The organism is Tsukamurella paurometabola DSM 20162, assembly GCF_000092225.1.
GTDB classification, from domain to species: Bacteria; Actinomycetota; Actinomycetes; order Mycobacteriales; family Mycobacteriaceae; genus Tsukamurella; species Tsukamurella paurometabola.
Genome location: NC_014158.1, coordinates 1,946,473 through 1,964,964, shown reverse-complemented (window position 1 = coordinate 1,964,964; position 18,492 = coordinate 1,946,473). Strand labels below are relative to the sequence as shown.

Annotated in this window: 15 protein-coding genes and 1 pseudogene; 6 read left to right on the top strand and 10 right to left on the bottom strand. The window is 67.8% G+C overall.

What is annotated here, in order from left to right; translation table 11 throughout:
- Positions 1-23: 23 nt before the first annotated feature.
- Together TPAU_RS09390 and TPAU_RS09385 are read right to left on the bottom strand one after the other, a co-directional pair.
- Complete coding sequence (locus tag TPAU_RS09390; protein WP_013126513.1) at positions 24-1,109, bottom strand: epoxide hydrolase family protein; 1,086 nt, start codon at positions 1,107-1,109, stop codon at positions 24-26.
- A 147-nt stretch (positions 1,110-1,256) separates the two neighbouring features.
- Positions 1,257-1,814 carry a hypothetical protein gene (locus tag TPAU_RS09385; RefSeq protein WP_013126512.1) on the bottom strand — a complete coding sequence of 186 codons (558 nt, stop codon included), beginning with the start codon at positions 1,812-1,814 and terminating at the stop codon, positions 1,257-1,259.
- A 108-nt stretch (positions 1,815-1,922) separates the two neighbouring features.
- On the opposite strand from TPAU_RS09385, the gene TPAU_RS09380 reads away from it, so the two are divergent.
- The 3 genes from TPAU_RS09380 (at position 1,923) to TPAU_RS09370 (ending at position 4,215) form a co-directional block, all read left to right on the top strand.
- The gene (locus tag TPAU_RS09380) at positions 1,923-3,041 is read left to right on the top strand and encodes a sensor histidine kinase (protein ID WP_013126511.1); all 1,119 of its coding nucleotides are present in this window, start codon (positions 1,923-1,925) and stop codon (positions 3,039-3,041) included.
- The gene (locus TPAU_RS09375; protein WP_013126510.1) at positions 3,038-3,679 is read left to right on the top strand and encodes a response regulator; all 642 of its coding nucleotides are present in this window, start codon (positions 3,038-3,040) and stop codon (positions 3,677-3,679) included. Before TPAU_RS09380 ends, TPAU_RS09375 begins: the two co-directional genes overlap by 4 nt.
- A gap of 104 nt (positions 3,680-3,783) precedes the next feature.
- On the top strand, positions 3,784-4,215 hold the full coding sequence (locus TPAU_RS09370) for a DUF6069 family protein (RefSeq protein WP_013126509.1): 432 nt from the start codon (positions 3,784-3,786) through the stop codon (positions 4,213-4,215).
- A 24-nt stretch (positions 4,216-4,239) separates the two neighbouring features.
- Here the strand turns inward: TPAU_RS09370 and TPAU_RS09365 are convergent, their stop codons facing one another.
- Both TPAU_RS09365 and TPAU_RS22365 read right to left on the bottom strand, forming a co-directional pair.
- Complete coding sequence (locus tag TPAU_RS09365) at positions 4,240-7,404, bottom strand: acetyl-CoA carboxylase family protein (protein WP_013126508.1); 3,165 nt, start codon at positions 7,402-7,404, stop codon at positions 4,240-4,242.
- On the bottom strand, positions 7,401-7,754 hold the full coding sequence (locus TPAU_RS22365; protein ID WP_342612232.1) for an AMP-binding enzyme: 354 nt from the start codon (positions 7,752-7,754) through the stop codon (positions 7,401-7,403). The genes TPAU_RS09365 and TPAU_RS22365 overlap by 4 nt, the downstream gene beginning before the upstream one ends.
- Positions 7,755-7,807: 53 nt before the next feature.
- On the opposite strand from TPAU_RS22365, the gene istA reads away from it, so the two are divergent.
- Genes istA through TPAU_RS09350 form a run of 3 tightly spaced genes read left to right on the top strand, consistent with a single transcriptional unit; the run spans position 7,808 to position 10,607 of the window.
- Entirely contained in the window at positions 7,808-9,502 is a 1,695-nt protein-coding gene (istA, locus tag TPAU_RS09360) for an IS21 family transposase (protein WP_041944211.1), read from the top strand.
- Positions 9,499-10,323, top strand: a complete 825-nt coding sequence (istB, locus tag TPAU_RS09355) for an IS21-like element helper ATPase IstB (RefSeq protein ID WP_013124931.1) — start codon at positions 9,499-9,501, stop codon at positions 10,321-10,323. The genes istA and istB overlap by 4 nt, the downstream gene beginning before the upstream one ends.
- Before the next feature lie 50 nt (positions 10,324-10,373).
- Positions 10,374-10,607, top strand: coding sequence for a hypothetical protein (locus TPAU_RS09350; protein ID WP_013124932.1), 234 nt, complete (start codon positions 10,374-10,376; stop codon positions 10,605-10,607).
- Positions 10,608-10,633: 26 nt separating this feature from the next.
- Here the strand turns inward: TPAU_RS09350 and TPAU_RS09345 are convergent, their stop codons facing one another.
- The 6 genes and pseudogenes from TPAU_RS09345 to TPAU_RS09320 form a co-directional block, all read right to left on the bottom strand.
- Positions 10,634-12,103, bottom strand: a complete 1,470-nt coding sequence (locus tag TPAU_RS09345; RefSeq protein WP_041944212.1) for a plasmid pRiA4b ORF-3 family protein — start codon at positions 12,101-12,103, stop codon at positions 10,634-10,636.
- 39 nt (positions 12,104-12,142) lie between these two features.
- A pseudogene (locus tag TPAU_RS22360) lies at positions 12,143-13,685 on the bottom strand (AMP-binding protein); the annotation flags it as partial.
- 33 nt (positions 13,686-13,718) lie between these two features.
- Positions 13,719-14,336 (bottom strand): TetR/AcrR family transcriptional regulator, encoded by a 618-nt coding sequence (locus TPAU_RS09335; protein ID WP_245537868.1) that lies wholly within the window; start codon positions 14,334-14,336, stop codon positions 13,719-13,721.
- A gap of 52 nt (positions 14,337-14,388) precedes the next feature.
- The gene (locus TPAU_RS09330; protein WP_013126506.1) at positions 14,389-15,780 is read right to left on the bottom strand and encodes an MFS transporter; all 1,392 of its coding nucleotides are present in this window, start codon (positions 15,778-15,780) and stop codon (positions 14,389-14,391) included.
- A gap of 199 nt (positions 15,781-15,979) precedes the next feature.
- On the bottom strand, positions 15,980-17,500 hold the full coding sequence (locus TPAU_RS09325; RefSeq protein ID WP_013126505.1) for a long-chain-fatty-acid--CoA ligase: 1,521 nt from the start codon (positions 17,498-17,500) through the stop codon (positions 15,980-15,982).
- 2 nt (positions 17,501-17,502) lie between these two features.
- Positions 17,503-18,483 (bottom strand): phosphotriesterase family protein, encoded by a 981-nt coding sequence (locus TPAU_RS09320; RefSeq protein ID WP_013126504.1) that lies wholly within the window; start codon positions 18,481-18,483, stop codon positions 17,503-17,505.
- Between the last annotated feature and the right edge of the window lie 9 nt (positions 18,484-18,492).

The window sequence follows — 18,492 nt, the reverse complement described above, 5'->3', positions numbered from 1 at the left end:
CGTTTCGCGTTCGGGCGGTGCCGCTAGCCGAGGTCCTCGACAAAGGCGAGCAGATCGCCCGAGAAGTCCTGCGGCACCTCGAGCGCCGCGAAGTGGCCGCCCCGCGGCATGCTGGTGTACCGGACCACGTTCGCGGCCCGTTCGCACCAGGAGCGCGGAGATTGCGCCTCGCGCGGGTAGATGGCCATCGCGGTCGGCACCGTGACCCGGGTGGCCTCGCCGCCCCAGCCGTCGGCGGCATAGCTGTCGGCGGCCGTCGCGGCGGTCTGCGTGAACCAGTAGATGCTGACGTTGGTCAGCAGCTCGTCGCGGCCGCCGAACGCGCCCTCCACATCGTGGTCCTGGGCGCCGGTGTCGATGAGGCCCAGCATCCACGCGGCGAGCCCGGCCGGGCTGTCGTTGAGTGCGGGGCCCACGATCTGTGGCTTCGTGGATTGGACGGCGGCGTATCCGCCCTGCGTGGCCCACCAGTACTGAATGAACTCGGCGTACTCGCGTTCCTCCTCGGTCAGGTCGGCCTCGGCACCGGTCGGGTACTCGGCGTTCGTGAGATACAGGCCGCGCACCTGGTCGGGGTGTCGGCGGGCGATCTGGGTACCGACGACGGTGCCCACGTCACCGCCTGCCACCACGAAGGACTCGTAGCCCAGGGTCTCGGTCATCAGGCGGGTGAACAGGTCGGCGGTATCGGCGCTGGACAGAGCGTGGCCGCCGGTGAATCCGAACCCCGGCAGCGACGGCACGATGCAGTCGTACCCGGCGGCGGTCAGATCGTCGAGGACCCGGCGGTATCGGAACGGGGTGTCCGGCCAGCCGTGCAGCAGCAGGATCGCTCCGCGCGATGGTGCTGCCTTCCGGTGGATGAAGTGCACCGTCCGGCCGCCGATCTCGGCCTGGAACTGCGGGATGTCGTTGAGGGCAGACTCGGCTCGGCGCCAGTCGAACTCATCGGCCCAGTAGGCGACCAGCTCCCGCAAGTACTCGCCGGAGGTGCCGCGAGCGAAGTCGGTGTTGGGCGCGACGTCGGGGAACCGCGTCGCCCGCAGGCGGTCTCGCAACTGGGTGATCTCGTCGTCGGGCACGGCGATGGTGAACGGGGTCGGGGGCATCGAATTCTCCGATCGAGAGGAACCACCTGGACAGCAGAAGAATATTCGCAATTGCGGACAATCCGCTTCCTCAACGACGGTTTCTCCCGCGGAATTCTCGGCACCCACGTCGGCCCGCCGTCCGACCGCTACCGCGAACCGGATCACTCAGCGGTTGGCGGTCTCTCCGCGGCCCGCCACCCAGAGCGGCCCGGTGAGCAACCAGATCACGGTGACCACGCCGAGTCCGCCGAAGATGCCGAACAACTGCTCGCGCTGGGAATCATCCGCGACGGTCGCACTGAGCAGGCCGGTGACCGCGGCGGCGATCGCGACGGCGCCGATCCAGCGGTAGAAGTCGGCCCACTCCTTGCGGGTGCGCTCCGGACCCAGCTTGGGCACCGTGGAGGGCGCGGGCGCTCCGTCGAAGCGGTGGGCGAACTTCGCGTCGGCCCACGCGATCATCCGCGGCCCGAACATGATGGTGCAGCCCAGATAGATGCCGGCCAGCCGATGCCCGATGCCCACCTCGCCGCCGCGGTACAGGTCGACGGCGACCGCGATGATCAAGACCACGTCGAGCACGGGCACCAGGGCCAGCACGAGGCCGCCCGCCTTCTTCGCCCGCGCGAGGTAGCGCAGCGACAGGCCGCCGAGTACGAGCACCCAGAAGCCGATCTCACAGCCGGCGATGGTCCACAGAACCGGATTGTTCAACTCGCTCATGGCTCCACAGTGACGCACCCCAGCCACCACGTCGTCCATCGAAGGGCGATCCGCCCATCCCCCGTTCGACGGACCCCGAATCCGCCCCGGTGTGCTGCAATATGAGGCATGGCCGACAGGATCCCGCGGACGTCCGAGTTCGCCGGCGTCTCCGCCATCGGCGTCGCCGCCGTCGGCATCCTGTTGTGGATCGCCGACGGCTGGTCGATCGTGGCCTCGAACGAGCACGTGTATCCCTGGCAGGTGAAGTTCGGCCTGCTGTGCGCCGCCCTCGCGATCCAGGTACTGGCCCGCGACCGGCCGGCGCTCGGCTTCGCGCTGATGCTGGCGCTGGTCGCGTGGGACCTCCCGTTCGGACCGTCCGTCGCTCTGTGGATCGCGCTGTCCGACGTGATCTACCTGGCCACGGCCCTGGGCAGCCGCCGGCTCGCCGACATCGTCGCCTGGGTGTCCGTACTGCTCACGGTGGTAGCCGCGATCGTCGCGACGGTGTACGGCGGGGTGAAGGGCGGCGTCTACGCGACCTTGGTGATGGTGGCGGTCACCTGGTCACCGATCGGCTACGCGCGGGCGGTGCGTGCCTATCGTCGCCTTGCCCACCTCGAGCGCGCCGAAGGGGAGAGTCGGCGCGCTGCCGCCATCACGGAGGAACGCCGGCGGCTGGCGCGCGAACTGCACGACACCGTCGCCGGGCATCTGTCGGCGGTTGCGATCCTCGCGGATGCGGCGCAGCGCTCCCCCGGCGATCCCGGGGTGCTGAAGACGATACGGTCCGGCAGCCTCGCCGCCCTGGAGGAGATGCGTTCGACGATCAACCTGCTCACCTCGCCCGACGACGCGGCGGTGCGGACCACCCTCGCCTCGCTGGACCCGCTGATCGATATCGCGCAGGCGGCAGGGGGAACGGTGACGGTGCACGGGCCCGGCGATACCGCGCTCCCGATCGCGGTCGAGGCCACCACCACCCGCATACTCGGCGAGGCCATCGCCAATGCCACCAAGCACGCACCCGGCACACCACTCGAAATCACCCTCACCATCGACGGAGGCGAACTGATCGTGATCGCGACCAATCCCCTCCCTGTCGGCATCACCACCGGATCCGGAAACGGGTTGCAGAACATGGCCTTCCGCGCCGAGTCGGTGGGTGGCGATGCTTCCGCCGGGCCACGAGGCCGGGACTGGGTGGTCCGAGCCAGGATCCCGATGCAGGTGGCCACGCCGTGACGGTCACCGTGGTCCTGGCCGACGATCACGCCGCGATCCGAGCGGGCCTGCGTCTGCTGCTCGAGTCGTCCGGTGAGGTGGAGGTGATCGGAGAGGCGGCCGACGGGGCCGCCGCCCTGCGGCAGGCGAAGGCGTTGCGGCCCGATGTGGTGATCATGGACGTACGGATGCCGCGAGTGGACGGCATCGCCGCGACCGCGCATGTGGTGGCGGAGACCGATGCGGCCGTGCTGGTGCTCACCACCTTCGATCTGGACGACTACGTCCTGGGCGCGCTCGCGGCGGGAGCGAGCGGCTTCCTGCTCAAGTCCGCGGGCGGCGACGAGCTGATCCGCGGCGTGCAGGCGGTTGCCGCCGGCGATGCGGTGCTCGACCCGAAGGTCACCCGCGCTGTGATCACCTCCCTGCCTGCGCCACCGACTGCGGTGCACCCGGACCTGTCCTCACTCACCGGCCGGGAGCGAGATGTATTGGCGGGGCTGGGCGCCGGCCTGTCGAACTATCAGATCGCACGCCGACTCGAGATCGGCGAGGCAACCGTGAAGACACACGTCTCGCGGGTGCTGATGAAGCTCGGTGTGCAGTCCCGGGTGCAGGCCGCGGTGATCGCGGCGCAGTCGGGCCTCGAAGCACCGTGACCGAACCGCCGTGACCGCCGGCCCGGGGTCAGACCCTTGACCTCAATAATGGTTCTGGTTGTGCAATGGAGTCGTTCTGAAAACCACGACTCCGAGGAGCCACCATGACCACCACCATCGCCCCACCCCGCAGCGCATCATTGCGGTTCACGCGCACGACTGCCGTCGTCGGTGCGGTGCTCGCCGCACTCGTGCTGAACCTCATGCTGTGGCTGATCGGGATCGCCGCGGGTGGCGATTTCACCATGACCGACACCGACGGTGCTCGCGCCTCCGTAGCGCCAGGCGGCGTGATCCTGATGACCGTCGTACCACTGGCCGTCGGTATGACGCTCGCCGTCCTGCTGTCGCTGGCCTGGGCGCCGATCCTGCGGGTGGCCGCAGTGGTGGGAGCGGCGGCCTCGCTCGGCACGATCGCCGGCACCGTGGCAACCGATTTCGATGCACCGTCGACCGTAGCGCTCGCTGTGATGCACGTGGTGATCGCCGTGATCCTGGTCGTCGCGCTCGAACGGCTCTACCGCAGGGTCCGGTAGGTGTCGCGGGTCCGTGCCCTCGGCCTACCGCGCGAGGGTACGGATCCACGCTCGGGTGGCCGCCGGGTCGATCACATCGTCGAGTTCGAACGTGGTGGCGGCGTGCAGTGCTCGGCCACGCTGATATGCCAGAGCGAGGAGCTGGTCGAACAGTTCGGCGCGGGCGGCCTCGTCGGTGGCGGCTGCGAGTTCCTTACGGAAGCCGAGGCGTACCGCGCCTTCGAGGCCCATACCGCCGATCTCACCGGTGGGCCACGCGACGGTGAACTGCGGCGCGTGGAAGGAACCGCCGGTCATCGCCATCGCACCCAGTCCGTAGCCCTTGCGCAGGAGGATGGCGCCGATCGGCACGGTGAGCCGCGCCCCCACCACGAAGAGCCGGGAGAACCGCCGGACGGTGGCCTGCTCTTCGGCATCCGGCCCCACCATGAATCCCGGCGTATCGCACAGGGAGATGAGCGGAAGTCCGTGGGCCTGTGCCAGTTCCAGGAAATCCGCGAGCTTGTCCGCGGCATCGGCATCGATGGCACCACCGAGGTGCCGGGTGCTGTTGGCGATGAGGGCGTACGGCTGCCCCTCGACGCGCACGAGCGCGGTGACCATGCCGTTGCCGTAGTCCCGACGCAGCTCGGTGGCCGATCCCTCATCGACGATGGCGTCGATCACGGCGCGAACGTCGTACGCGCGGAGCCGGTTCTCGGGCACGACGTGCCGCGCGCGCCGCGGATCGGGAGCGGACCAATCCTCGACGGCGCCGGTGAAGTAGCCCAGGCATCGCCGCGTAGCAGCCACGGCCTGCATCTCGTCGTCGGCGACGAGGTGCACCACTCCGTTACGGCACTGGACGTCGATCGGGCCGATGGCCTCGGGTGGGAAGTCGCCGAGTCCACCGCCGGAGATCATTGCCGGTCCACCCATGCCGATATTCGAGTCCGGGGTAGCGATGAGCAGGTCGCACACCCCCGCAAGGGCGGCGTTGCCGGCGAAGCACCGGCCCGAGACCACGCCGATCAGCGGGACCTCGCCGCGCAGCGCCCCCATCGACCGGAAGGTGGGTACGTCCAATCCAGCGACGATATCGAAGTCGGTGTCACCCGGCCGGCCGCCGCCGCCCTCGGCGAAGAGCACCACCGGCACCCTTCTGCGGCGGGCGATCTCGAGCAGCCGGTCCGTCTTGGCGTGGTTGCGCCACCCCTGGGTTCCCGCCATCACCGTGTAGTCGTAGGAGATCACCATCGCCTCGCGGCCACCGATGGTGGCCAGGCCGCCGACGAGTCCATCGGCGGGTCCCACGGCGATGAGATCCTCCTCCGAGCGCCGGTTCCGCTGTGCGGGAAGCACCAGCGCGCCGTACTCGGTGAAGGAATCGGGATCGACGAGGTCAGTGATGTTCTCGCGCGCGGTGCGTCGACCGATCCGGTGGCGCTTGGCCACGGCATCCGGCCGGCACGCATCCTCGGTGACGGCGTGCCTCGTGGCCACCTCGTCGAGGTCGGCGCGCGAGCGATCGAGATCCTCGGCGGCACGGCCGTTGCCACCGGCGACTGCCTCATCCGCGGGCACGAAGGTGAGCAATGCGGTGCCTGCGGACACCGTTTGGCCTGGCCGCACCAGCACGTCGGCAACGATCACCGACATGGCGAGCGTCTGTTCGTGCTCCATCTTCATCGCTTCGAGGACCACCAAGGCCGCACCGGATTCGACGGCCGCACCGGTCTCGGCCACGGCGACGACGGTGCCGGTGAGAGTCGCCGTGAGCACGTCCGCATCGTAGGAGCCCGGCTCGGCCGCGGAAACGACCGGCGAACCGGGCACCAGGTCGGCGAGGCGTCGTTCCAGGTAGCCCGTATCAACAGGGCCCGAACGGAACTCGGCGTCAGTGAGCACGGCGCGAATCAGGTCGATGCTGGTATCGGGGCCGTCGATCACGAACTCCCCCAGCGCCGCCTCGGCTTTGGCATAGGCGCGCGTCGGGTTCGCCGCCCGCACGATCACCTTGGCGAGCAGGGAGTCGTAGCGGGCTGAGGTGGTCAGGCCCGGCCGGCCGTAACCGTCGACGCGGACTCCCGGACCGGTGGGCGGGGTGTAGCCGGCGAGGGTTCCCGCGCTCGGGACGACGGTGCCGTCGGCGAGCGGGGTTTCGAGATTGACCCGCACCTGGACCGCGGTTCCCGTGGCCGCTGCCGTGGCACCGCCGACCGCGCCGTCGCGGCTGCTGACGCCGGCCGGAAGGTCGAGTTCGGCCAGCCTGCACCCCTCGGCGAGGGCGAGTTGCACCGCCACCAGGTCCACACCGGTGACTTCCTCGGTCACGGTGTGCTCCACCTGGATCCGGGGATTCACCTCAAGAAACACCGCCGCGTCCTCACCCACCAGGAATTCGACGGTGGCAACGCCGCGGTAGCCCGCGGCTGCGCACAGCCGCGCCGCGGCGGCGTGCAGTTCGGCGCGCAGCCCGTCGGACAGCGCTGGCGCAGGGGCCACCTCGATGAGTTTCTGGTGACGGCGCTGCACACTGCAGTCCCGGTCCCCGATGGCAAGCGCGGCGATCCCGTCTCCCACGATCTGTACCTCGATGTGCCGAACGCCCGCCTGCAATTCCTCTGCGAACACCCGGCCATCGCCGAAGCCGAGTTCGGCCTCGGAGACACATGCGCGGTAGGCGGCGTCGACGTCGTCGCCGGGAAGCACCGCGCGCATACCTCGGCCACCACCGCCTGCGACGGCCTTGATCATCACGCCGCGAGGATGCTCGGCGGCGAAGCGGCGCACCGCGGGCAGGTCGGCACCACCGGCCGTGGCGTCGGGTACCGGGACGCCTGCCGCGGTCGCGGCGGCGCGAGCCCGCGCCTTGTCGCCGAAGGTGCGCAGGACGTGAGGGGCCGGCCCGACGAAGGTGAGGCCTGCGGCGTGGCACCGGTCTGCGAAATCGGCTCTCTCGGCCAGGAACCCATAGCCGGGGTGCACCGCGTCCGCCCCGGAACTCAGCGCCGCGGAGAGCACTGCATCCTGGTCGAGGTAGGCGGCGGGTCCGCTTCCGGGGAGGGCGATCGCCGTATCTGCGGCAGCGACGTGCGGGGTGTCGGCGTCATCGGCGGCGAACACGGCCACGGTCGGGATGCCCAGTTCGCGGGCGGTCCGGACGACGCGCAGGGCGATCTCGCCGCGATTGGCGATGAGCAGTTTCACTTCGTGTTCCCTTCGGCAGCGATTCGCTCGGCCCGCTCGAACAACTCCCCCTTGCGCACCTTGCCGGTCGCCGTCATGGGCAGTGCGTCGACGAAGACGAACTCGGGCACCTTGTACGACGCCATGTTCGCCTGAGACCATTCGGCGAGTGCAGCGGCATCCACCGCCTCCCCTGCAACCACGAAGGCCAGCGGAATCTGTCCGCGGCGCGGGTCCGGTCGCGGAACCACCGAGACGGCCGCGACACCTGGGTGTGGTTGTGACAGCTTGGGTAGGCCCCGGTTCGACGGCTTGACTTGGACCCGTTTGCGACTCGCCGGTGGTGTTGCGGCGGTTTGATCTGGCCCCATCTGATGGTTGCTCGTGAACATCGTTTCCGAGCTGAAGCAGGTGGTGGTCGATGATGGGATCGAAGGTGGAGCTGTTCGCGCAGATTCGGCGGGATGCCCGGGTCGAGGGCATGAGTATCCGGGCGTTAGCCCGGAAACATGGTGTGCATCGTCGGACGGTGCGGCAGGCGTTGTCGTCGGCGGAGCCGCCGCCGCGGAAGACGCCGGAGCGGTCATCGCCGCGGTTGGATCCGTTCAAGGCGGCGATCGATGCGATGCTGCGGTCGGATCTTCAGGCTCCTCGGAAGCAGCGGCATACGGCGACGCGGATCCGGGAACGTTTGGCGATCGAGCACGGCGCGGTCGAGTTGTCGTATTCGACGGTGCGGGACTACGTGCGGGTTCGGCGGGCGCAGATCGAGGTGGAGGCCGGACGGCGCACGGAGGTGTTCATCGCTCAGGATCACGCGCCGGGTGCGGAGGCGGAGGTCGACTTCGGCGAGGTTTGGGTGATCCTGAACGGGGTCAAGACCAAGTGCCACATGTTCGTCTACCGGCTCTCGCATTCGGGCAAGGCCATTCACCGGGTCTATCCGATCGGCGGGCAGGAAGCGTTCCTCGAAGGACACGTGGAGGCGTTCCGCGAGCTCGGTGGGGTCCCGACCCGGCACATCCGCTACGACAACCTGACCTCGGCGGTGGTCGCGGTGCTGCAGGGCGGGGACCGGCGCCGGCAGGAGAACCCGCGCTGGACGTTGTTTCACTCGCACTACGGGTTCGATCCGTTCTACTGCCAGCCTGGTATCGCCGGGGCGCATGAGAAGGGTGGCGTTGAGGGCGAGGTCGGTTGGTTTCGCCGCAACCGTTTGACCCCGATGCCGCAGGTGGAGTCCCTTGATGAGCTCAACGAGCAGATCAAAACTTGGGAAGCGCGCGATGAGGGCCGGCGTATCGACGGCCGACTGCGGACCGTCGGCCAGGACTACCAGCACGACCGGGCTGCGCTGGCTCCGTTGCCGGTGGAGGATTTCGACCCTGGTCTGGTCCTCACACCGCGGGTGGACCGCTCGGCGATGATCACCGTTCGGATGGTCCGCTACTCGGTGCCGGCGCATCTGATCGGCCGCCGAGTCCGCGTCTCCCTGCAGGCCTCTCAGCTGCTGGTCTACGACGGCCGCGCCCTAGTCGCGCGGCACCAGCGCGTCGCCGGCCGCGGTATCGCGAAGGTCGACCTCGACCACTACCTCGAGGTTCTCAAGTTCAAACCCGGCGCCCTGCCGGGATCAACAGCGTTGGCTCAAGCCCGCGCAGCGGGGGTGTTCACCGCCAGCCACGACGCGTTCTGGGCCGCAGCCCGAAGAGTGAACGGTGACGTCGACGGCACCAGCGAGCTGATCGACGTGCTGCTCTTGCACCGCAGCCTGCCCGCGGACGCGGTGACTGCCGGCATCGACGCTGCATTGCGGGTCGGGGCGGTGACCGTCGAGGTGGTCGCGGTGGAGGCCCGCCGCGCAGACGCAGCACTGCTGACCACTAGCGACATGACGGGTGGGGCCAGCTCGGGTCGTCATCGCGTTCGCCACGCTGATCGGCGTGAGCAACGAGTTGTCAGCCTCACCCAACGACGCCTCGCAGACCCGGCCGCGGTGATCGCCGGCCTCCCACCTGACCGACGGCCACTACCGACGGTCGCCGCCTACGACCGGCTCCTCCGTCGGCGCACCGCCTCAGACGCTCCACCACCACCGACTCCGGAAAGGCACCCATGAGCACCACCACCTCGAAGTCCCAGGCCACCACGCTGGCGCCATCACTGCGGCGCCGCGGAGGTCTCACCGAAGAAGCCGCGATCGCTGCCGTTGACCAAGCCTGCCGACGCCTGCGGCTACCGACGGTGCGGTCGATGATCGACCAGCACCTCGCCGCCGCGGCCAAGCAACAGCTCTCGTATCAGGGGTTCCTCGCCGAACTCCTCCTGGCGGAGGTCGATGACCGCGACCGGCGCTCGACTGTTCGCCGCGTGAAAGCCGCCGGGTTCCCGAGGGATAAGTGGTTGGCGGACTTCGACTTCGACGCCAACCCCGACATCGAGGCCGCCACCATCCACCAGCTCGCCACCGGCGACTGGATCCGCCACGGCCTGCCGCTCTGCCTGATCGGCGACTCCGGAACCGGCAAATCCCACCTGCTGATCGGATTGGGAACCGCCGCCGCTGAGCAGGGCTTTAGAGTCCGCTACACCCTCGCCACGAAACTGGTGAACGAGCTGGTCGAAGCCGCTGACGACAAGCAGCTCGCCAAGACCATCAACCGCTACGGCCGCGTTGACCTGCTCATCATTGACGAGCTCGGCTACATGGAACTCGACCGCCGCGGCGCCGAACTGCTCTTCCAAGTCCTCACCGAACGCGAGGAGAAGAACAGCGTCGCGATCGCCTCCAACCAATCCTTCTCCGGCTGGACCGACACCTTCACCGACCCCCGGCTCTGCGCCGCCATCGTCGACCGGTTGACCTACCGCGGCACCATCATCGAAACCGGCACCCACAGCTACCGACTCGCACACACCGAGGGGGCGGCAGAGTTCTGACAGACGGGCATGACTCGCTGACTTCAACGGCACTCGATACGGTGGCGGGTATGGCGATAACGCGAGGCACCGAGCGGTTCGCGCTGCTGGCGGAGCAGACGCAAGCCGCTGCCCGGCGACGGGGGATTGCGGTCACCGACGAGGTGATCGATCAGATCCTCAACGCCGAAATTGAGCGGGTGGCCAAGTTGATGGGAATCGAACCTCGCACAGCCCTGCTATACACGCCTGCGGATCTGCCGCTGACGTTGGCAGAGATGATCGCAGCCACCCACCACCAGTAACCGGGTGCCAGCACTGACCAGCGGTGTTATCGCTGGTTGAGCACTGCGCGGGCGGTAGCAGCGATACCGTCGTCTGTTCCGCGCACGTGCCATCTATCGCGGTGCGTATCGGTCATGCTCTCGAGGATCGTGTAGGTCGGGCTCGTCACGGGCAGCATCATCGGGTAGCGGTTGGCGCCGCCGGTTCTCCATCCTGCTGCGTAGAGCAGGTCACTGACCTCTTTTCGCCAGTTCTCCACCGGTGTTCCGCTCCCGACCACGGCAAGCAGGAGCCATCCGGCCTCACGATCGAAATCCTTGGTACCGCAAGGAAGCCGTCCCACGATGTGTTCCCACAACGCTGTGGGGTCACCGCCGATGCGACGAGCAGCCCGGGTTGGGCTGATCCTGCCCTTGCGGACACTGAGTAGCCCCACCGCCTGCGCCGCTTCACGCACCGTCGCCACCGGAGGCGTGAGATCCTCCCGGTTCGCCTTTCCCATCCACCAGTTCGCGATGCCACTGCGCTGCGCGAACCGCTCGACCACAACAGGCGGGAGGTAACCCGCGGCGGTGAGCTTGACCCCCTCACCGACTTCTTCGAGCAGCAGACGGTAAGGCTCGGTGAGCCGTTCAGCTTCCGCGGCGGACACACTGGCCTGGCCGTGCGACTGCGGCCGCGCGAGCACCCCCTGCAACAACGAGCTGCCCTGCATCGTCAGCCGATGGGCGATCTGCCCCAGTTCACCGTGGCCTGGAGCCAGAACCGAAGCAGGATCGAAAAGAGCGAGCGTGATGGCGGCATTGGCGTCATCGACGTCGAAGACATCCGGGTCCCAGCCCCCAGGGAGCCAGTCGTTCGCCTCCTCCGCGCTGCCGAAACTGTCAGGAAGGTGCGCCGCGTCCCTACCCTTGCGAACCCACAGTGCTACTTCATGGAACCCGCCCAGACCACCGCAGTCCTCAGGCGGGCACGCGTTCTTCCCCGCCACACACAGCGACGCAGACGGACAGGTGTCGAGGACCTGCTCAACCTTGAGCTTGTGCTCCCAGCCATCGCCAAAGTCGTACTCGTACCACAGCTCGTCACCCACGCCCGCGATGACCTGATCGAGCCGGACATCCTGCTCCAGCACCCCTTCCTCGCCCTCGCTGACATCGAATGCCGTCAGGAAGGCCGGAGAACGATGATCGCTGCCTGTCCTGAACTTGTGCAGGTGACAGTCGTACCAGCCCATCGCCGCCTGGATCACCTCGTGCACAGCAGAAAGTGTCAGATCGCCGGGCAACTCCAGCCGCCGCCACACAGGAGGCTTCGCGCCATGCAGATCCAACCGGACACGAAACCCGACCACCCGGTCAGGCACAGGTAGCAGCGTCGGCTGCCGCACCCGCGTCAGAGCATCGACCTCTGCAGCGAACCGCGCGTTCACCACCGCATCAAGCACAACCCGTCTCTCCTGCGGGCTCAGCCCCTCCACATACTCGCGGGCCACAGCAGACAGATCCTCGACCATGCCCCCCAGTCAACCAGGACTCGACACAACCCGCCCCACCGCGAACCAGACTACGCCCGGGGCCAAATCAAACCGTCCCAGTGGGGCCACTCCCAGTTGACATAGCCATGGGTGCCGCTTGAGGAGCGCCTCGACCTCTGCGGGAAACACCGACATGCCGTTCACCTTGATCATCTCCTTGGTGCGGGCGAGGTAGTGCACCGCACCCCATGCGTCCAGCTTGCCCACATCACCGGTGTGCAGCCACCCGTGCCGGATCGCCGCCGCAGTGGCCTCCGGCCGGCGGTGGTGGCCGGTGAGGATCGAGGGGCTGCGCACCACGATCTCGCCCGTCGCGCCGATCGGGACGGGAGCACCGTCGTGGTCCACAACGAGGATGTCCGTGCCGGGCACGGGCAGTCCGCAGAACACGGGATCGCCGGCGAGGTCGCGGTCGTCGTTCTGGAAGCCCAGGGTGAAGGTGTCGGCGGTGTGGGTCTCGGTCATGCCGTAGGACGCCTCGCGCAGCGTGCCGCCGGTCCACTCCCGCCAGCGCCGGCGGATCTCTGGGGTGAGCGCCAGCACGAAGGAGACGGCGAGCGGATGGGCGAGGCTCGCGAGATCGCGTCCGGCGACACCGGGTGAGTCCATCAATTCGACGTAGTTGTCCACGGTGGCCACCGTTTCAGTCACCGCGTACCGGGCCATCAGAGTGGCAGCGCAGGCCGCATCCCATCGGGCCATGAGCACCACGGTCTGACCATTGAGGAGCGGCTTGAGAATGCCGAAGTCCTCTCCGGCGATCCAGAATACGGGTAGGAAGTTCAGGGCCACAGCACCCGGCCGGCCCACCTCGTGGCCCCCGCCGAGGGTCGCAGTGGCCGCGGTGTACGCCATGTGCCGCTGGGTGTGCTGACATCCCTTCGGGAGTCCGGTGGTGCCCCCCGGTGTAGTTGAGTGCGGCGACCGCATCGGGATCGGACGGGCGTACCGGTGCGCGGTCTGCCGCCGTCACCCGGTACCAGTCACTGCGGGGATCGGGTCCCACTGGGAATGGCACCGGCACATCGGCGGGGTCGGTAACGAGATCGCCGAGCGCGGTCACGAGCACGGTGTGTACCGCGGTCTCCGCGCGCACGGTGTCGACGAGATCGAGGAGTTCGATCTGTACCAGCAGAAGGCCGACCTGCGCATCGTCGAGTTCGTGACGGAGCTCGTGCCCCTTGAGGAGCGGATTGATCGGGACGTGGACGGCACCTACCTTGAGGATGCCGAGCATCGCGATGGCGAACTGCGGGCAGTTGCCCAGATACACCCCGACACTGTCTCCCGATCGGATACCTTCCGCGAGAAGGTATCCAGCGAATCTGTCGGACAGTTCGTCGTATTCGGCGTAGGTGAGGTCGCTCCCGTAGAACGAGATGGCGACGGTATCGGGGCGGTGCCGCGCCCAATACCTGAGGTGCTCGACCACGGTGGGCGTCCCTGCCGGATAGTCGACGGTGCGCGGTACCTGCGGCGGCCAGTTCCGCTGCCGCACAGCATTGACTTCGTCGGCGGCGCGGTCGAGGAGGGCGGCGAGGTCTGCGGTAGTGCCCGTCATGGCGGGTGGTCTCCCAGTGGGGTCGGGGCCGACTCAGCGGAAGCCGACCAGTCGTTCGGTGATGCGGATCTGGTCCGCGATGAAGCGTTCGCGTTCATCGGCGTCACCCCGGGCTACGCGTTTGGCGCCGTGGTGGATGCTGTCATTGAGAATCTGCACGAGCGCACCGGGCTCGATGCACAGATCGATGCTCGCGGGGTCGAGGGATGCGAGGTACCGGGTGTAGCGGCGATGGGTGCGCCGCATGAGTCGGTCCCAGATCTGGGCGACGTCGTCCCGGACGGCCGCCATCGCGTCGAACAGCGGTACCAGGCCACCGTTGGCGAAGACGGCATCGGCGTACGCGCGCATGGTCGCCGCGATCACCTCGCGGGGCTCAAGGGTGTCCATGCCGTCGAGGAACTGAGTCGCCTCGAGTTCGGCGCCCACGCGGTCCATGACGGCGAGCAGGATCTCGTCTTTGGACCGGAAGTAGGCGTAGAACGTCGGCCGGGAGGTCTGCGCCCGCGCCGCGATGAGTTCGACGGTCGTCGCGGCGTAGCCGAGATCGTCAAAGCATTCGGCGGCCGCCTGCAGCAGTTCCGCGCGGCGGGCTCCGCCGGCGTCCTTGCGCGAGGCCCGGGCTCGCTCCTGAGATTCGCTGATCGTCACACTCACGAGTCTGCTCGGCTCCCGGCTCGGCTTCAAGGACGCCGGCGGACGGCTACGCCGTGGCCGGGACGCCGGGCACCGCCGCGGGATCCTCACGGACGGCAGCGGGATTCGATTCCGGCAGGAACCAGGCGCTGAGCAGCGTGATGAGACCCATTGCGGCGAGATAGAGGGACACTCCCCAGGTGGAGCCGGTCTCCGCGATCACCCATGTCATCAGGAGGGGCGCCACGCCGGAGACGGCGACGGCGGCCAGTTGATAGGCCAGAGACGCACCGGAGTATCGCACTCGCGGCTCGAACAACTCGGCCATGAAGGCGGCCAGCGGGCCGTACGTCAGTGCCTGACCGGCGCTGGAGACGAGCATGGCGATGACCAGCAAGGTTCCGGAGGCGGTGTTGGCGAGCAGGAAGAACGGGAACGCCCAGAGGATGAGCACGCCGCCGCCGAGCAGGATCAGTGGACGGCGGCCCAGCCGGTCGGAGGCGGACCCGGCCCACATGATCACGAGAGGCATCAGGATCGAGGTCACCAGGATGGAGGTGAGCACGGTGTTGCGGTCCATACCGAGTCCACCGTCTGCGGTCTTCTGGGTGCCGTAGCTGAGGAATCCGGCGATGGACACGTAGAACGCGGAGTTGGTGCCGGCGAGGAGGCCCGCGCCGAGCAGGATCTTGCGCCAGTGTTTGCCGATAGCCTCGGACAGCGGTGCCGCGGCGACCTGCGCCTGCTCACCGCGCTTGGCCTCGACCTCGGCCTTGAGCTGTCGGAACTCGGGCGAATCCTCGACCTTGAGATGGATGTAGAGCACCACCGGGATCAGGGCTGCACTGGCCCAGAAGGGGATTCGCCATCCCCAGCTCAGGAAGGCGTCGTTCGGCATCGCGTAGCTGACCACGATCATCATCAGGTTGCCGAGCACGAGACCGAGAGGCACGCCCATCTGCCCGAACGTACCGGCGAAGCCGCGCCGCTTGGGGCCGGCGGATTCGGTGAGCAGAAGCACGATTCCGCCCCACTGGCCGCCGCATGCGAGGCCCTGCACGAACCTGAGGGTGATCAGCAGCACGGGCGCCACGGTGGCCATGCCCGCGACGTTCGCGGATGGCAGGCAGCCGATGAGGAACGTGGCCGCTCCCATCGCGATCAGGCACAGCAACACCATGGGCTTGCGACCGAGCTTGTCGCCGTAATGGCCGGCGAGGATGCCGCCGAGTGGCCGCGCGATGAACCCGATCGAGAAGGTGCTGAACGCCGCCAGCGTCGCCACGAGCGGCGACGCGTTCGGGAAAAAGACCTTCGGAAAGACCAGAGCGGCAGCGGTGCCGTAGACGAAAAAGTCGTACCACTCGATAGAGCTGCCGACGAGCCCGGCGGTGAGGAGCTTGCGGTGGGATTTGCGGCGATCGCCCTCGTCGAGCGCGGCGGACGGCGTGACTGACATGTGACTCCCGAATGTAAGAGAATGTGACCCCCGACACATAGAATGATTGACGTTGACGTTCATGTCAACCAGTTCCGCGAAACTTCTAAGCGCCTGCTTACGCAGGTCAAAAGGTTCGCAAACGACCATTTCGCCCATTGGCGCCGTTCTTCGCGACGACGATCATCGTTCGGCTCGGGTTCGCGGGCGCCCCCGAAGCTCACCGCGGTGCGCGCAGCTCCCGCTTGAGGATCTTGCCGGTGGCCCCCTTGGGCAGTTCGGGAAGGATGACGAATGACCGCGGGTACTTGTACGCGGCCAGGCGCTCGCGTGCGAAAGCGGTCAGCGCCTCGGTATCGGTCGCCGAGCCGGGACGGAGCACCACGAAGGCCTCGACCTCCTCGCCGAGGCGCTCGTCGGGCCGCCCGACCACCGCGGCCTCAACGACATCGGGGTGGGTGTAGAGCACCTCCTCGATCTCGCGCGGATAGACGTTGTAGCCGCCGCGGATCACCAAGTCCTTGAGCCGATCGACGATGAAGAAGTATCCGTCCTCGTCGCGGTACCCGAGATCGCCGGTATGCAGCCATCCGTCGCGCAGTGCCTCCGCGGTCGCCTCGGGCCGCTTGTAGTACCCCTTCATCACGTTGTGGCCACGGACCAGCACCTCGCCGACGTGAGCGTCCCCCGGCGGCAGTTCCACACCGTCGGGGTCGACGATCCGCATCTGGACACCCCAGATCGGCTTGCCGATCGATAGCACCTTGCGCTGGTCGGCACTGATGTTGAACGTGGCGGTGCTGGCCGTCTCGGATAGACCGTAGCCCTCGAGCACGGCGATCCCGCCGAACGCCTCCTCGAAACCTCGCAGCACACCGCCGGGAATCGAGGCCCCACCCGAGACCGCAGCGCGCAACGCGGACAGGTCGCGACCACCGGGGCCGGCACCGAGCAGCGCGACGTACATGGTGGGCACTCCCGACAGCACGGTCACCCGGCGTCGCTCCATCACGTCGAGTACCGCTGCGGCCTCGAAACGCGGGACCAACGCGACCGACCCGCCGTACCGGACAGCAGCGTTGAGCACACTGGACAACCCGAACACGTGGAACAGCGGCAGTACGCCGAGCGCGACGTCCGCCGCCGTCATCCCGAACAGTTGCGGCGCGACGGTGCAGTTCATGTACAGCTCGAAGTGGGTGAGCTCGGCGCCCTTCGGCCGCCCAGTGGTTCCGGAGGTATACAACAGGACGGCGGTATCGTCCGACGCAGTGGGATGGATCTCGCCGCTGCCCGCGGTAGCGAGCAGGTCGGAGAAGGCAGTGGCGCCCCGTGGGATCGAGGCGTTTTCGGACACGACCAGGACGTCATCGACGCCTGCGGCGGCGGCGCCGGCGCCCGCGGCCTCGGCCGAGGAATCGGAGGTGATGAGCGCTCGCGAATCGCTGTCGCCGAGGTGGTACTCCACTTCCCGCGCAGTGAACAACGGATTCAGCGGAACCATGGTCAGGCCCGCTTTGAGCACACCGAAGTAGGCCATCACGAATTCGGGCAGGTTGGGCAGTTGCACCGCGACCTTGTCGCCGGGCACGAGACCGCGAGCGAGCAACGCCGACGCGACCCGGCCGGAGCAGTCGTCGACCTCGCGGTAGCTGAGCACGCGGTCGCCCGCGAACAGCAGCGGCGCTTCGGGCGTCGCAGCGGCAGACTCGCGGAGCATGATCGCCAGGTTGAACGACACTGCTACTGCCCCACCAGTACACGCCGCGGCACATCCACCAGCATGGTCTCGATCTGAGCCTGCGTCACGCCGCGCTCGAGCACATAGGGGAAGACGTCGTCGAAGACGTGCGTGTAGTGCCACTGCGTCATACCGGATTTGACGTTCGGATCGATCCAATCGATGTAGCAGGCGGCATCCTGCGAGATCACGATCCGGTCGGCATGGCCGCGGCGCACCATCTCGATCAGGGTGTCGTTGCGGGCCTCGAAGGTGGTCTCCAGGTTGATCCCGAATCGGTCGAAGCCCAGCGTGAACCCGGCGTCGGCGAGTGCGGACAGGTGCTCGACATCGGTGGTATCACCACTGTGCCCCAACACGATCCGAGCAGGGTCGACGCCCTCCTCATCGCACATCACGCGCTTGACGATGAGACCGCTCTCGGACCCGGGATGCGTGTGCACCGTGATCGGCACACCGGTGGCATGGTGCGCCTTGGCCACCGCCCGCATCACGCGTTCCACACCCTCGGTGAGGCCATGTCGGTCGATGGCACATTTGAGCATGCCGGCGCGCACTCCGGTGTCCGCGATCCCCTCGGTGATGTCCCGGACGAACATGTCCACCATGGGATCCGGGAAGTCGATGCCCGTCATCGCGGTGAGCGCCGGTCCGCGGTACATGAAGTAACGCGGTAGATCTCGGTAGGTGTACACGCCGGTGGCGGCGACGATCCGTACCGGAGTGCGATCAGCGATCCGTTGGATGCGGGGAATGTATCGCCCCAGGCCCACCACCGTCGGATCGACGATGGTGCGCACACCCGCGTCGTAAGCCTTGCGCAACTGGCCGATCGCGTCCTCGATGCGGGCGTCCTCGTCGCCGAAATCTTCCGGATAGTTCTGCTGGATATCGGGGGTGAGCACGAAGAGGTGCTCGTGCATCAGCGTGACGCCGAGTTCGGCGGCATCGACGTCTCCCGTGACGGTGTGGACGGCTCCCATGATTCCTCC